15 protein-coding genes are annotated in these 16,224 nt (G+C 39.7%); 2 read left to right on the top strand and 13 right to left on the bottom strand.

The genetic code is table 11. The features are described from left to right. Positions 1-2: 2 nt before the first annotated feature. The 9 genes from CEY16_RS01320 to CEY16_RS01280 form a co-directional block, all read right to left on the bottom strand. Positions 3-1,058 (bottom strand): homoserine dehydrogenase, encoded by a 1,056-nt coding sequence (locus CEY16_RS01320; protein ID WP_338015858.1) that lies wholly within the window; start codon positions 1,056-1,058, stop codon positions 3-5. Between the two features lie 13 nt (positions 1,059-1,071). After that, positions 1,072-2,262 carry a M20 metallopeptidase family protein gene (locus tag CEY16_RS01315; protein WP_101330168.1) on the bottom strand — a complete coding sequence of 397 codons (1,191 nt, stop codon included), beginning with the start codon at positions 2,260-2,262 and terminating at the stop codon, positions 1,072-1,074. A 13-nt stretch (positions 2,263-2,275) separates the two neighbouring features. Then, positions 2,276-3,475: a cystathionine gamma-synthase family protein gene (locus tag CEY16_RS01310; protein ID WP_101330167.1), complete on the bottom strand. Its 1,200-nt coding sequence runs from the start codon at positions 3,473-3,475 to the stop codon at positions 2,276-2,278. Positions 3,476-3,501: 26 nt separating this feature from the next. Then, entirely contained in the window at positions 3,502-4,710 is a 1,209-nt protein-coding gene (locus CEY16_RS01305) for a M24 family metallopeptidase (RefSeq protein ID WP_101331102.1), read from the bottom strand. A gap of 186 nt (positions 4,711-4,896) precedes the next feature. Continuing rightward, positions 4,897-6,579 (bottom strand): PucR family transcriptional regulator, encoded by a 1,683-nt coding sequence (locus tag CEY16_RS01300; protein ID WP_101330166.1) that lies wholly within the window; start codon positions 6,577-6,579, stop codon positions 4,897-4,899. A 98-nt stretch (positions 6,580-6,677) separates the two neighbouring features. Then, the gene (locus tag CEY16_RS01295; protein ID WP_101330165.1) at positions 6,678-7,829 is read right to left on the bottom strand and encodes a M20 family metallopeptidase; all 1,152 of its coding nucleotides are present in this window, start codon (positions 7,827-7,829) and stop codon (positions 6,678-6,680) included. Continuing rightward, on the bottom strand, positions 7,830-8,273 hold the full coding sequence (locus CEY16_RS01290) for a hypothetical protein (RefSeq protein WP_101330164.1): 444 nt from the start codon (positions 8,271-8,273) through the stop codon (positions 7,830-7,832). Between the two features lie 79 nt (positions 8,274-8,352). Beyond that, complete coding sequence (locus CEY16_RS01285) at positions 8,353-9,750, bottom strand: tyrosine phenol-lyase (protein WP_101330163.1); 1,398 nt, start codon at positions 9,748-9,750, stop codon at positions 8,353-8,355. A gap of 209 nt (positions 9,751-9,959) precedes the next feature. Beyond that, positions 9,960-11,339 (bottom strand): dipeptidase, encoded by a 1,380-nt coding sequence (locus tag CEY16_RS01280; protein ID WP_202908585.1) that lies wholly within the window; start codon positions 11,337-11,339, stop codon positions 9,960-9,962. A gap of 167 nt (positions 11,340-11,506) precedes the next feature. On the opposite strand from CEY16_RS01280, the gene CEY16_RS01275 reads away from it, so the two are divergent. Then, the gene (locus CEY16_RS01275) at positions 11,507-12,469 is read left to right on the top strand and encodes a glycerophosphodiester phosphodiesterase family protein (RefSeq protein ID WP_101330161.1); all 963 of its coding nucleotides are present in this window, start codon (positions 11,507-11,509) and stop codon (positions 12,467-12,469) included. Positions 12,470-12,508: 39 nt separating this feature from the next. On the opposite strand, the gene CEY16_RS01270 is transcribed toward CEY16_RS01275, so the two are convergent. Continuing rightward, a complete protein-coding gene (locus CEY16_RS01270) occupies positions 12,509-13,036 on the bottom strand; it encodes a YceI family protein (RefSeq protein WP_101330160.1) in 528 nt (175 codons plus the stop codon). Positions 13,037-13,175: 139 nt separating this feature from the next. Between CEY16_RS01270 and CEY16_RS01265 the strand changes: the two genes are divergently transcribed. Next, positions 13,176-13,490, top strand: a complete 315-nt coding sequence (locus CEY16_RS01265) for a winged helix-turn-helix transcriptional regulator (protein WP_101330159.1) — start codon at positions 13,176-13,178, stop codon at positions 13,488-13,490. Between the two features lie 46 nt (positions 13,491-13,536). On the opposite strand, the gene CEY16_RS01260 is transcribed toward CEY16_RS01265, so the two are convergent. The 3 genes from CEY16_RS01260 to CEY16_RS01250 all read right to left on the bottom strand — a co-directional run bounded on the left by CEY16_RS01260 (position 13,537) and on the right by CEY16_RS01250 (position 16,224). After that, positions 13,537-14,979, bottom strand: a complete 1,443-nt coding sequence (locus CEY16_RS01260; RefSeq protein ID WP_101330158.1) for an alanine/glycine:cation symporter family protein — start codon at positions 14,977-14,979, stop codon at positions 13,537-13,539. 134 nt (positions 14,980-15,113) lie between these two features. Then, positions 15,114-15,374 carry a GIY-YIG nuclease family protein gene (locus CEY16_RS01255; protein WP_101330157.1) on the bottom strand — a complete coding sequence of 87 codons (261 nt, stop codon included), beginning with the start codon at positions 15,372-15,374 and terminating at the stop codon, positions 15,114-15,116. A 4-nt stretch (positions 15,375-15,378) separates the two neighbouring features. After that, entirely contained in the window at positions 15,379-16,224 is an 846-nt protein-coding gene (locus tag CEY16_RS01250) for a gamma-glutamylcyclotransferase family protein (protein ID WP_162297818.1), read from the bottom strand.

The raw sequence follows: 16,224 nt of genomic DNA, 5'->3' as shown, positions 1-16,224 counted from the left end.
TTTCACCTCACTCCAGAAGTTTGCTTTTTGCTCTCTAAATGTGCATGAATGATATCAATCAATAAAGAAAAACCAGTTTCCTTCAGGCCAGCACCTGCGCCAGTAAGCATGATTGGCCCTGCTAAATCACAATCGTACAGGATTGCGTTAGTAGCACCAGTCACTCCAGCTAAAGGGTTCGTCATTTCAATTTTTTCTGGTTGAACCGTTGCTTCGACCTTTCCGTCTTCCTTCTTGATTCTAGCTAGCAACTTCCACCTTTTTCCTTCATCAAGTGCATCTTGCACCATATCCTGTGAAACGGATCGAATACCTTCGCAATGAATTTCTTTTGCAGAGACTTCTTCTCCAAGAACATAATTCGCTAAAATAGCAGCTTTATATCGAACATCATAGCCTTCAACATCATTGGTCGGATCTGCTTCCGCGTACCCTAATGATTGAGCCTGCTTTAAGGAATCTTCAAAAGAAAGGCCCTTTTCCATTTCAGTTAAAATATAATTAGTCGTTCCATTCAAGATACCAACAACTTCTCTTATATCATTTCCAGCTAGTGTTGTTTCAGGTAACCTCAAAGCTGGAGTACCACTCATGACTGTTCCTTCAAATCCAAAGAAAGCACCATTTTCTTCAGCTAGCTTCAATAAGCTGTTCAATTTCACAGCTGCTGGCCCTTTATTTGTCGTTACGACACTTTTTCCCTTTTGGAAAGCAGTCTCACAATGATCAATTGCCGGCTGACCTGTTTCCACATCCGTAAAGGTTACCTCTACAATCATGTCTGCATTGGTATCTTCAATCGTCTGAATACTATTCAAGCCCTTTTGAACTGTTGAAGAATCTGGATATTCTTCTACTGATCCTTTTTCTTTCACAGAACTCAATAAATCTTCAATGTTCAAACCCTCTGGGTCATAAACTGACCCTTTCATTACATCTGAAACAGCTACAATTTTAGTGTTCAATCCATATTTTTCATTCAAGTGGTGATTTTTCTCTAATAATATTTGTGCCAAAGCTTGGCCGACACCACCAAAACCTATAAAAGCTATATTCAACTTTACCCCTCCTTTAACTTTGGTCAGCATTCTTCTCTACAAAACCAACCAGTAGTGATGTTCCGATTGATAGCACTCGTTCATCCACTTGAAAATCTGAGCCATGCAAATGTCTTTCTTGTTGACCTTCTTCATGACAGCCCACCATCACCATTGCTCCAGGAACTTTTTCCAGGATGTGTGAAAAATCTTCACTTCCTAATCCGTACGCCTTTTTAACGATGGATAATTGAGGATAATTCTCTTGCACAAACTGTTCAATTTTTCTATTGGTATCTGGATCATTATGCAGCGCTGGTTCTCCGTGCTCGATAATCAATTTAATGTCACAACCGAGTGCTTCGATACTACGACAACTCCGTTCCAGTTCATCAAGTAATGATTGTTGGACTGACTTTGAATAACTTCTGATTGAACCGCGCATAGTCACCACATCCGGTATAACATTAGTTGCTTGCCCAGCATGAATTTGACCGACACTGATTACTGCAGGATCGAGGGGATCCACTTGACGCCCAGGAACACTATAAATCAATGACAGTAACTGATTCATCAACCATATGGGATCCTTTCCTTGATGAGGGTAGGCACCATGAGACCCAACACCACTTAGTTCAATATAGAAATTGTCAATATTAGCCATGCTAGGTCCATCATTCAATTGAATTTCACCGATTGACCTCCACGGACACACGTGCAATGCAAAAGCTGATTGGACATCATCTAAAAGACCACTTTGAAGCATATACGGGGCACCCGTGAGACCATATTCATCCGTGTCCTCTTCAGCAGGTTGAAAGATGAATTTAACAGTACCCTTCAAACGGTTTTCCTTGTATTTAATTGATAAAATTCTAGCAGCACCTAATAACATAGCTGTATGAGCATCGTGGCCACAAGCATGCATGACCCCATCATTCACTGATGCAAAGGGTAAGTCAGTCTGCTCTTTTATCGGTAGGGCATCCATATCTGCTCTCAATCCAACGACAGGTGTACCTTTACCTAGTTCAGCGACGATTCCATAACCACCTATATTCTTATGAATGGTGAAATCACCGAAGTCTTCTAATTGATCAATGACGTATTCGCTCGTATTTTTTTCTTGAAAACTTAATTCAGGATTTTGATGAAAGTGTTTATACCAAGAAATCAAATCTTCTTCAATTTCTTTGATTTCTTCATTCGATAAAAGGTTCTCCATTAGAACTCCCTCCTTATTTAGCAGTAAGAAGTTCTTCTGGCAATTGAGCAAATGCTTGCTCTAAGTCATGAATCAGGTCCTCAATATCTTCAATTCCTGCAGAATAGCGAATCAATCCTTCAGGAATCCCCATTGCAGCCCGTTCCTCTGGAGTACACTCAACGTGACTTGTCGTTCTAGATGGCCCTACAATTGTTTCTACAGATCCTAAATTTGCAGCACGGTTAGCTAATTGTAATTTAGGGAGTAATTCGCGAACCGTTTCCACACCGCCTCTGACAGCGAAACTTAACATGCCACCAAATCCACTCATCTGCTCTTTGGCAATATCATGTCCAGGATGATCTTCCAAGCCTGGATAGAAAACATCATCTACCCATGAGACCGTTTTCAAATATTCGGCTATTCGTTGAGCATTCTCGTTTTGACGTTCTACTCTTAATTTCAAGGTTTTCATTCCTCGAAGTAACAGATATGCTGCCATCGGATCTAGAGTGGCTCCATTGATTTCACGATAATGATAAATTTGTTCTACTAGCTCTTTAGGTCCACATACAATACCGCCAAGAGCATCAGCGTGCCCGCCTAAAAATTTCGTAGCACTATGAATAACTAAGTCTACACCTAATGCAAGTGGATTCTGATTGACTGGTGTAGCAAATGTGTTATCAATAATGACGATTGCTCCTGCTTCATGGCCCTTCTTTGCCATTCGCTCAATGTCAGTGATCTTTACGGTCGGATTCGTAGGTGTTTCTAAATAAAGTACTTTGCATCCTTTTTCCAAAGCTGCTTCTATAGCTTCGTGGTTACCTGTCTCACACAACTCTACTTCTATATTTTGCTTCGGAAGAAACTCCGTAAAGATTTTATTTGTGCCTCCGTACGTGTCCTTGATAGATATGACGCGGTCACCAGGGAACAAGAAGGTGCTCAACGTATTACTTATTGCAGCCATCCCTGTTGAGAAGCTGGTTGCTGCCTCCGCTCCCTCTAGTATGCGTAATTTCTCTTCAAATGCTTCGACTGTCGGGTTGGTATTTCTCCCGTAAATGTGACCTTCTTTATTACCAACAGCTACTTCATACCATTCATCCATGTCGTCGTATCCAAACGACACGCTATGAACGACAGGCACTTGAGTAGCACCGAATGCTAATTGATCCTTCTCTCCAGCCCATAATGCTTTCGTTCCCATGTTATATTGTTTCATGTTGTAAACCTCCTTTAATTTTAATTTCAGCTTATAATCCCTTTGCTCTGATCTGGTAAATGATAAGGATTTGTCACTAATAATTCTCTAGCGTAATTAGTAAATGGTTGAATCCCAGTCTCTGTCACCTGGAACGATTCACTTATTTCTATTCCATCATGATCGAACCAAATAGCAGGTATAAAATGAAATGCCATATTCGGTTGTAATTCTGTCTTCTCTCCTTTTCTGATACTTGCTGTATGCTCACCCCAATCAGGTGGGTAATTCATTCCAATTGAATATCCTAACCTCGACTCTTTTTCCAAACCGTACTTTCGAATCGTTGTACGCCATTTTTCTTCCAGCTCCTCTAAACGCACACCAGGTTTAGCTATAGCAAATACTTCATCTATCCCTTCAGCAACTACTTGAGCTAAACGCTCTGATCTTTCCGATGAATGTCCAATAGCAACTGTCCTTGCAAGTGGTATATGGTACCTTTTGTAACAACCTGCTAACTCGATAATGACATTATTCCCTTCCACAAAAGGCTTCTCAGTCCATGTCAGGTGCGGACAAGAAGTATGATCACCTGTTGGTAGCATTGGGACAATGGATGGGTAATCCCCTCCATATTCTTCAGTCCCTTTAATTAGTTCATAATAAATGGCGGCAGCCGTATCACATTCCCTTGTTCCTGCATAAATGCTATTTACTCCAGCCTCCATCGCCTTTTCAGCAATCCTTGCAGCATGATGCATATATTCTAATTCTTGATCGGATTTAATCATCCTCACCCAATTGACTAATGAGGTAGCATTTTTAAAAGTAGCATTCGGAAGATTTTGGACCAATGACATGTAAGCCTGAGCAGTGAAATAATATTGATCCATTTCCACACCGATCACTCGGTTACCCTGACCGATTTCTTTTAAAATTTCAGCCATGAACTGCATCGGGTGAAACTCTTCTGAATGCACATAGTAATCAGGATAAGCCATGATATTTTCGTCATAAATCCAAGTGGTCGCCTTTGCACCATTAGCATCCATCAAACGACCAATCCAAATTGGTTGAGGTTCATCTACAATGATAATCAGCATTTGGTGAACGTAAAAAGACCAAGCATCATAACCCGACAGGTAGTTCATATTTGCCGGATCAGTAATTAATAGCACCTCTATCCCTTTCTTTTCCATTGATTGCTTCGTCTTTTGAAGTCTTTCTTGGTATTCCTTGATGTCGAACGCCAGCATGTTATCTTACCCTCCTTCAATTAACTGAATATTATAATTATTTATACTTTTATTGTATGTAGAATGGCTAATTAATGTAATGTGCAAAGTGTATGAACTTATTATCTGAAAATTTATACATCTTTGCTGTTTAATTGAGAATCTTTTCGGGAAAAAAATCACCTACTCAAATTGAGTAGGTGATTACTTGATTTTATGCATCAACCATAACCGAACGCTTAATTCGAGTAAAAATGAATCATCAGCGTCGATCAGTGATAACTTGGTCAGATTTTCAATATTTCTTAGACGATAGAGCAATGACTGGCGGTGCAAGTTCAAAGCGCGTGAAGTTTGACTAACATTTCCTTTATATTTTTGATAAGTCATAAATGTATGGACTAAATCAGTCTCTCGTTTTTGATCATATTCAATCAGTGGTCCAATCGTTTCTTTCATCATATCGACGATCTTGGTGTCGTTCGACATCGTGAGTAAGATTCGATTCACTCTTGTATCCTCGAAAAAAGTCCTTTCACCAAAACCATGTTGTTCAATATGAATATCTAATGCTGTTCTCGCTTCTTGATAACTTTCATTGAACACTTGAAATCCCTCTTGATGAAGGGCTATACCCCAAGCAATGTCGGTGTGCGCCAATTGGTCATGGAGGCGGCGATCAATCATGTCTAAGAAGTGATTGACTGTCTCCTGGTGGGGATGATGGTCAATCTCCAGAAAAATAATAATCTCTCCATGATCGAACGTAGACATCGTTTGCCGATTCAGGTTTTGACTGGCGTGAGTGATTTCTTTTTGGACATAGTAATTCAGACTGTGCAAAGATGACTGCATGGACTGATCTCTTTCAGATTCTTTTGGTAAGAAATCATTATCTTTCGACCGTATTTGCCCCACGATACATACATAAGGCAAGGATAAATCATAGCCTAACAATTCGCCTTTAGAGAGCCACTTGGCATCAAGATCTTGCTTTTCTTTTGCTAATGATAATACGAAATTATCCTTTAATCGAATTTCAGTCAATTCCACTGCATTTTCCGTCAAAAAATAAAGAGCACACGCGGTTAAACCGTGCTCCAACAAATTCATCGTATACCATGTTAAATCAGTTGGATGATCAGGCATGAATAACAGATAACCTTGTTTTTTGGCATTAGAATAAATCGTCAATTCATAGCAACGCTGATTATTGACGTCGTACTGATCAAGGTGATAATAGAGGGGATGCTCGCTAAAAGGGAGATCCGGTGGTGTCACCTTTTCAATAGTTCCTTCGGTGAAACCATTGATCGTATCAATCACCCCAGTATCAAAATCACAATTCGCTCTGATTTTTTGCTTCTGATCACTTATAGCCACAGGCATTTCAATATGTTCATGTAATCTTGAAATTATATCCTCCAGGGTTCCACCGTTCAATACACAATCAGTTAATTGTTGACGTACTTGTTCAGCATTGTGCCTCTCATTTTCCTTCTCATCGTTCAGAAGTTGTACTATTTCTTGAATGATGTCAGAAAATCTGATTTTCCAAGGTATTTCAATCAGAATAAAACCTTGTTCATTCGCAAGTTTCACAACACTTTGTGGTATCTCCACAACGTGTTTTCCGGTAGCAATTGTCAATGCGGATGCACCGGAATGGATGACGTCTTTTACAAATTCCTCAAGCGCTTTAGAACTGTCTGCACAACCTAAGCCTGTAGAAAGGACGAATTCATGTTTTCGAATGAAATTTTCTACAGGGACTTCCATGACCGACACCCATTCTACTAGTGTCTTTTCGAGCAAATCATTTCCAGCAACGACTGTAGCCTCTTCCAAAAAAGGTTGCCTCATGACCTCATCCATCCGTATCCCCATTGGACCCACCTCTGCCGTATATATATTTAAATCCATTATAATGAAATAATTAGTTTACAGTCAATTCAGAAAATTACCTATTATTGTCGAAGGTGGAATTAACTGAACTCACGCTTCATTTCATCATACAGCTCTTTATTGGTTAATAGATCATAGCCTGTAAACGCAAGTGCTAAAGCTCCACGAACAAGAGCATTTTGGCCAGCTTCACTTACCGTCGTTTCGGCGAATTCTTTCGTATGAGCGACTAAATTCGGGTTATCCATTCCGATGTATGGATGGATTGCAGGACATTTTTGACTGACATTCCCCATATCAAGTGAGCCGAAAGAAGTTTGTGGAGGATGAACTTTTTCTACTCCTGTTGCGATTAAATTTTTCGTAAACGCTTCAGATAAAGTCTGGTTGGTCCTCATATCATCATAGCTTAGTTCATAGTTGCTGATTGCGAGTGTGGAACCAGTCATTTGTGCTGCACCCTCTGCTATCGAGAATACTTTTTTACTGATTGCATCAAGAGTCTCTCTCTTTTTCGCACGGAGGTAAAAGCGGGCCTCTGCATAATCAGGAACAACATTGGCAGCTTGTCCTCCTTCTGAAATGATTCCATGGATCCTCACATCCGTTGGTAAATGCTCTCGCAAGGCATTAATTCCATTAAATAGCTGTATAACTGAATCTAGTGCATTGATCCCCTTTTCCGGTGCTGCTGCGGCATGGCTTGAACGACCCGTGTATGCGAATTGCACGGCATCCATCGCTAAAGATTCCCCACTTGCATGAGAATCACCACCAGGGTGTACCATGAGAGCCGCGTCAACCTCATCAAAATAACCCTTTTCAGACAAAGGAACTTTCGCCCCGTTAGTTTCTTCAGCAGGTGTTCCGAACACAATAATTGTTCCTCCTGTTTGTTCAATCAGTTTACTTAATGCAACCGCTGCACCACAGCTCATCGTACCTATCAGGTTGTGACCACATCCGTGCCCCACACCAGGAAGAGCATCATATTCAGCTAGATATGAAATTGTTGGTCCAGGTTTACTACTTGAAAAAGTTGCCTGAAATGCCGTTGGACGATCGACAATTCCGACTTCCACTTCAAATCCATGTTCTTTCAAAAAATCCACGAGCACTCTCATCGATTTAAATTCCTGATCCCCTAATTCTGGGTTTTCATATAATTGAACACTCATTTGTTTAAGGTCTGTTTGTATTTGTTCCATTTCTTTTGCAAGGTGTTGTTTCATCTAATCACTCCGGTTTTTGTAAAATTGATCGCTGCGGTAAGGCATGGAATTGGTCAACATTTTCATGGTAGAACTACGAATGACAGCTGTACTACTCCAAATCGGCATTGTCCCACTCCTAATAGGTGCATTCATACTCCACAGTTTTACATCACTGCTTCTGATTGGAACACCGTCGCTCCATATCTTTAGATTCATACTTTGTAATGGCTGCTCATCACTTTGGTTCTTGTGAAGATTGCTAAAAATCGACATATCTATGCTACGTAGTTTCATTTCACTGCTTCTAATCGGTAACTGATTACTTCGTATTTCCCAATCAGTACTTTGTATTTTCATATTGTTACTACGAATTTTAAAATCATTACTTCTGATCGGCATTTCTGCACTTCGTATTTTCATATCATTACTTCGAATTTGCATTTGCTTGCTACGAATCTCCATGCGATCACCTCTTCCCTTTTATTATACAATTTATTCATAGAAAAAGAGACTCGTTGAACCGAGTCTCTTTCATTTGTAATTATTTAATTAGGTCGTTTCCACTTAAAGGTGAGAACCTAGCATTAAAGAAGCGTAATGTTGGTGGCTCATAATCCATCTTGAGCCCCTGGATTTGGTCTCGTTTTTCATAAAGGGAAATGACTGAATCAGCTACTACATCCATGTGATTATCCGTGTAAACCCTTCTCGGAATCGTCAATCTCACCATTTCCAGTTTCGGACGATTGTGTTCTCCTGTTTCTTTATTTCTGCCAGCAGAAACAATTCCTCTTTCCATTGAACGAACTCCTGAGTCAAGATAAAGGGCAGCCGCAAGAGCTTGGGAAGCAAATTGTTCTTGCTCTAAATGTGGCAAGAACTCCCTAGCATCTAAGAAAATAGCGTGGCCACCAACTGGTCTTACAATCGGAATTCCCGCTTCAATCAATTGATCTCCTAAGTACCGAACTTGGTGGATTCGGTGCTTGATATAGTTATCATCTACTGACTCATAGATTCCTTGAGCCATCGCTTCCATGTCTCGACCAGCCATTCCGCCGTAAGTAGGCATCCCTTCATATACTACGACCAGTTCTCTCGACCGCGTATATAAGTCTTCATCATTCATCGCTAAGAATCCGCCGATGTTGACTAGGCAATCTTTTTTTCCACTCATAGTACAACCATCTGAGTACGAGAACATCTCTTTTAATATTTTCTTTACAGGTACATCAGCATAACCCGCTTCTCTTTCTTGAATAAAATATGCATTCTCCACACAACGGGTTGCATCATACATAACATCGATTCCATGTTGTTGACAAAGTTCATAAACGTCTCTCATATTTTTCATGCTGACAGGCTGACCTCCTGCCATATTAACAGTGACTGCTAAACAGACATAAGGTATTTTGTCAGCCCCAACTTCATCTATCAATCTTTTTAACTTATCTAAATCTACATTACCTTTGAAATCAAGCTCTACTTGTGAATCATGGGCCTCATCAATAATGACATCGACAAAAGTTCCACCGTTCATCTCTTGGTGTGCACGAGTTGTCGTAAAATACATATTTCCTGGGACATAATCACCTGGGTTCACTTTCATCTGAGATAAAAGGTTTTCAGCTCCACGACCCTGGTGAGTAGGTAACACATATTTATACCCGTATATTTCTCTGACTGCCTCTTCTAATTTGTACCAACTTTTACTTCCGGCGTAAGCTTCGTCGCCCATCATCAAAGCGGACCACTGTTTGTCACTCATCGCATTTGTACCACTGTCTGTGAGTAGATCAATGTAAACATCTTGTGAGTTCAATAAGAATGTATTGTATCCAGCTTTTTCAAGGGCTTCTTTTCTTTCATTCTCATCAAGCATCGCAAGAGGTTCCACCGTCTTGATTTTGTATGGTTCAGCCGTTCTTCTTTCTCTCATCGCACTCATCCCCTTTTTCAATATTCTCAATTTTCAGTTTAGCCTATAATTGTTAAATTTCACAAGAACATGGTGTACAAGGTAAACGCTTTAAATGAGGAAAGCGGTGCTTGATGTCTAGCTGATTATGAAACATCACCGACGAATCAATAAAATTGTCGATAAAAAAAACTCAACCTCCATTTCGGAGATTGAGTTTTTCTTTCTGATTATTTCATTTCAACATCTTTGAGCATGTGATAATAGTGAGCGAGTGTTTCCATCCCTAAATCGAAGTTTTCTAAGTGCAAGTGTTCATTCGGTGCATGTAAATTCTCATCCGGTAACCCGAATCCCATCAACACGACGGGTACTCCGAGTATACGGTCCAACTCAGCTACAATAGGAATGGACCCTCCTCCGCGAATGTACGCTGTCTCTTCTTTGTACACTTTTTCATAGGCCTTTGCAGCCGTTGCAATTACTGGATGGTCAAACGGTGTTACATACGGCTTACCTTTATCGAATGGCGTAACTTCCACCGTAACGCTACTAGGTGCATTGTTTTCAACGTGCTCAGTCAATAATTCTACAATCTTGTCAGGGTCTTGGTCAGGTACTAACCGACAAGTAACCTTGGCTGAAGCCTTTGAAGGTAACACAGTCTTAATTCCTTCACCTTGGAATCCACCATAAATACCGTTGACTTCTAAAGTTGGACGAACCGATGTGCGTTCTGTATATGAGTAGCCATTTTCCCCTTCAAATTCAGGTACATCTAACTCTTTTCTTAATTTTTCTTCATCGAAAGGAACTGCAGCTAGTGCATCACGTTCTTCTTGAGAAAGTTCAGGAACTTGATCATAAAATCCATCTACAGTAACACGATTATATTCATCTTTGAATGAATCCAAAATTTTAACCAATGCATGTACAGGATTCATCACACCTCCACCATACTCACCAGAGTGAAGATCACCTTTTGCACCTTTAACGTCGATTTGTATACCAGCTAAACCTCTTAAGCCATATGTAATCGTTGGCTTACCTTTCTCAATCAGCGCTGAATCTGATACAACAATAAGATCTGCCTGCAATAAATCCTGATGTTTTTCAGCAAAAGCAGGTAATGTCGGACTTCCTATTTCTTCTTCTCCTTCGATAAGTACTTTGAAATTAACTGGAGAAGCAGCTTCCGACTTTAATATAGCTTCCATTACTTTCAAATGCATAAATACTTGACCTTTGTCATCAGTTGCCCCGCGAGCATATAATTTATTATCACGAACAGTAGCTTCAAATGGCGGAGAATCCCATAATTCAACTGGATCTACAGGTTGTACGTCATAATGGCCATAAATCAATACGGTAGGTGCATTTTCGTCTTGGATATAATTCCCGTATACAACTGGTTTACCATCACTCGGCATTACTTTCGCTTCAGTGAAACCAATTTCATCTAACTGCCCTTTGACCCACTCGGCTGCTCTCTCTGTATCTTCATTATGTTCAGATAAAGCACTGACACTGGGAATTGCTAAAAATTCGGTCAATTCTTTTAAATGTCGTTCTCGATTCTCTTTTAAATAATCAATAACTTTTTGTTCCATAATTATTCACCCTTCCACTGCAATTACAACCTATTATAAAGAAAATTCCGATTTCTCGCCACCAGATTAATTTCCAATTTGTATATTACAAGCTAAATTCTTCATCACATGTTATAATCATTCGCAAAAAGATAACCAAAAATGCACATCAAGAAGTAGGGATTTAATTGAGAGGTAAACCAGAACAAAAAAGATCTAAACAATTCAATAAATTCATCCGCTATGGTCGCTTCACATTGTTCATTTCCCTATCGTTCGTGCTCTTGCTTTCGTTTTGGACATTTCACCTAAGCCCTGTCCAAGAGGTGGAACAACATCCATTCTTCAATAAACAAGATTCACCTTGGGTGATAGCTCATCGAGCTGGGGAAGCAATAGCTCCTGGGAATTCAATGACCGCTATTGAAATGTCACATGAGATGGGCGTGGATATGATTGAAGTTGATATTCATATTACAAAAGACGACCATTTAGTGCTCATGCATGATCCCACTGTAGACCGGACTACTGATGGCACAGGTCTTGTAGCTGATTATACTTTGGAAGAGTTTTTACTATTAGATGCAGGTTATCACTTCGAAGACCTGAATGGTGAATATTCATTCCGAGGACTCGGGGTTTATAAACCCACTCTTAGAGAAGTATTCGAAAAGTTCCCAGATGTGAATTACATGCTTGAAGTCAAACACACGAATCCTGCAGAAAAGCATGACATCATGACAGAAAAACTATGGGAACTCATACAAGAATATGATATGCAAAACAATGTGATGGTGTCATCCTTTGATCAGAAATTGATCAATAAGTTTGAGGAAGTAGCAGGAGATGAAGTGGCGTTAGGAACTGGAAGACAGATTGCGTTTAATTTCATCATGGCGCACAACTTTTTCGTTCGAAATTTGTTCCAGCCGACAAGTGGTGTGATTCAAATTCCAAAAGAAAACCGTTATTTCAATTTTTTCAATGATCGGATGATTGATGGAGCTCAACGGCTTGGAATGGATGTTCACTATTGGACAATTAATGACGAGGCGACCATGCGTGAAATGGTAGATGAGGGAGTCGATGGAATCATTACAGATCGACCGGATCTACTTATTGAAATACTTGAAGAAAAAGGTTTGAGATAAAAAAGCGACTAACTTTTTAATGTTAGTCGCTTTTATTTATTATTGAACTACAAATTCGAATCCTGCAGTCACTTTTACATCTTTACCAATCAATACCCCGCCTGTTTCCAGTGGAGCGTTCCATGTTAAGCCATAAGCTTCACGGTTAATCGAACCTTCAACATCAAATCCTGCAATTGTATTTCCTTCCATCGGATCTTTCGCAGTCCCATTATATTCTACTTTGAAAGTTGCCTGGTTTGTTACGTCACGAATCGTCAAATCTCCAGTAACTTCATAGTCTGTGTCGTTTAATTTTTTAATAGAAGTACTTTCAAATGTGATTTCCGGGTACTGCTCGGTATTAAAGAAATCTTCAGATTTCAAGTGACCATTACGGTCCTCATTGTTCGTTTCGATTGATGATACATCAATTTTAGCAGTAACACTTGCGTTTTCTAAGTCATTAAAGTCACCTGAGAAGGCGACATCGAATTCTTGGAACTCACCCTTCGCTTTTGAGACCATCATATGTTTCACCGTAAAGTTTACTGCACTGTGTACTTTGTCTAATGCTAATGTTGACATGAATAATTCCTCCTTGAAATTTAATTAACTTACTTTATGTAAGTAAGTATATATTTATAATTAACTTACGTCAAGGAATTAATTTGTTTTAATCTATGCTCGAATCGTTTATAATATAACTGTAAAGAGGTGAGGCCAAATGACTGAAAAATCCATCTGTCCAAAATTTGAAAAAGCATTGAGCATATTGAATAAGCGCTGGACAGGACTCATCGTTTTCCAGTTACTGAATGGATCCCAGCGGTTCTGTACAATTGAATCTGAAATAGGAATCAGTGGAAAAGTTTTATCTGATCGATTAAAAGATTTAGAGAAAGAAGGAATTGTAACTCGTAAAGTTTACGATGAAATTCCTGTTAGAATAGAATATTCATTGACCGATAAAGGAAAAGCATTAAAACCACTGCTTGAAGAAATTCAAGACTGGTCACATGAATGGATTGAAGCAAACTAAAAGCCGCTGTCGTTTTAAACGACAACGGCTTTTTTTGATGAGTAATTTATTTCTGCTTTTCATCTTTCTCATCAGAAGGCTGATCTCCCCACCACTCTAAGTTTTTAAATGTTGGGAAATTTGATGAATGGAATGTTGGATCAATTCCATTTTTCTTCTGATCTGTATAATCTTTCAACACTGCAAAAGCAAGCTTACTTAGTAACAGAATAGCAGCCAAGTTGACAACGGCCATTAGCGCCATGAAAAAATCCGCCGTATTCCAAACGATTTGAAGTTGAGCAACAGAGCCCCACATCACCATCGCAAGGACAACAAGTCTGTAAACAAATAGGATGATACCTTTGTTTTTCATAAAGGCAACGTTCGATTCACCATAGTAATAGTTTCCGATAACTGAACTGAAAGCAAATAAGAAAATCGTGATTGCTAGGAAAATCGATGCCCAGCTCCCTAATTGAGCATCCAGCGCAGATTGCGTCAATTGGATACCATTTTGATCTGAATTGGCATAATCACCGTAAAGTAAGATGACGAAGGCTGTCAGTGAACAGATGACAATTGTATCAAAGAATACAGCCAACGACTGCACAAGTCCTTGCTTTGCCGGGTGATTGACACCAGCTGTCGCAGCAGCGTTCGGTGCACTACCCATACCAGCTTCGTTTGAGAAGAGACCACGTTGAACCCCGTTAAGGATTGCAGCCCCAACAGCACCACCAGCTGCCTCTTGCAGACCGAATGCTTGACCGAAGATCATTCCGAAAATTCTTGGTGCTTCTTGAATATTCATGAAGAAAACGATTAGTGCAACGACGATGTAAATAGCAGCCATAATCGGCACAATCGTACCGGAGACGACGGCAATACGTTTAATACCCCCGAAGATGATGATTGCAACTAGCACGACTAGAATAATCCCCATTATCCAAGGAGAAATTCCGAATGCATCATCAACCGCTTGGGTAATTGTATTCGCTTGCACAGCACTGAACACAAATCCAAATGTGATCGTGATCAAAACCGAGAACAAAATGCCCATCCATTTTTGCCCTAATGCACGTTCCATATAATAAGCAGGTCCTCCACGGAACCCATCTTTATCTGGAACTTTGTAAACTTGTGCCAGCGTACTCTCAATAAATGCCGTAGCCATACCGACTAGCGCCACAACCCACATCCAGAAAACTGCACCGGGCCCACCAAGTGATACCGCGATTGCAACACCCGCTAAGTTCCCGGTTCCTACCCGAGAAGCAATACTGATACTGAATGCCTGAAACGCTGATGTTCCACGCTTTCCACTCTGCTCAAAAGCTTCTTCAGTAATGACCTTGAACATATTTCCGAAAAGACGAAACTGAACAAATTTACTAAAGAATGTAAAATAAATTCCTGCTCCAAGTAATAAATAAATAAGTAAGTATTCCCATAAGATCGTGTTTCCTAATCCGACAATCTCAGACCAAAAACTTTCAATGGCAGACATAAATACTCCCCTTTCTTTGTATATGTTCCTATGTATACCCAAATTTCACATTTGTTCAACATTAGTAGACAAAGGAATATTTTACATTTAAAAATTTGATTATTTCGTCCTAGAAAATAAAACAAAAAAACCACTTATTTTTGGGAAACAAGTGGTTTACTAAGGATTAATTTTTCTTTTTCACTTTTACTTAACTTTTTAATTGCACACTCTCGCTTCATAGCGTCTGATTTCGTATCAAATTCTTCTACATATACTACTTCTACAGGCAATCGTACACGTGTATACTTAGAAGCCTCCCCTTTTAAATGCATATTCAGTCGCTTATCCATATCAACAGTATAACCTGTATATAGCGACTGATCGCAGCAACGGAGCATATATGTGAATGGCATATCATCACCCCTTGCGTAATTTATCTACTTTGTCATGAATAGCATTTATATATTTTTCGGTTAAAAACTTTTTCCCACCCCGAACGATTTCAGTCAAATAATGGTCCGGTGGGGCAATAGATTCTTCCTTGTCAATAACGATAAATGTCAACATATTCACTTTTTTCCCCTCGACTTCCACATCTACAAAAGCAGGTCGATATTTACCAGCATACACACCTTCTCGCATGTACAAATATTCCAACGCTTCATCAGTTATCTTGTATACGATACCTTCAACTGTACTGTCCTTTTTCTCAGTAATATCAGCTCTACCACCATCTTCAGCTCTTGTTGTGAAATCCATGTCGTACCCACTCAAAACACCAAGCCCGACGGCATCAAACCCATCAAGCATATCAGCAACTTCAATACGCTCATGGTCCATGCAAGATCCGTATGCGAAGTAAAGAGGTGTTTCTTTTTGAAGTCGGCGAGTCACTTTCCAATCATAATAAGCTTGTTCATCCGCCTCAACATTAGGTTGATTCAAAAAATACACATGGGCTTCATATTTTGAGCCATCGGTATCTACTACTCTTATTTCACGATCAAAAAAATTGCCTTCATTGTCTTCTTTAAAACTTTCCAATTCATCAACCTTTTTCAAAATATCTTCATCAATTTTATATAACTCACCATAGACGATAGCGTCATCGCTGCGAACTAAACCTGGATACTCGTGCTCACTTTCTACTAAGCGCCCTTTCGTCCAAGCCTGTTCTGCCACTCTTTCAGCACCGTTCAACCAGTGGTGGTTGCGTTCGTGTTTTTGAAGTGTTCCATATACAAAAAGGTAGTTTGTAATCAC

Source organism: Halalkalibacillus sediminis, from assembly GCF_002844535.1.
Taxonomy (GTDB): Bacteria; Bacillota; Bacilli; order Bacillales; family Alkalibacillaceae; genus Halalkalibacillus_A; species Halalkalibacillus_A sediminis.
This window is presented reverse-complemented; position numbering and strand designations above follow the sequence as displayed.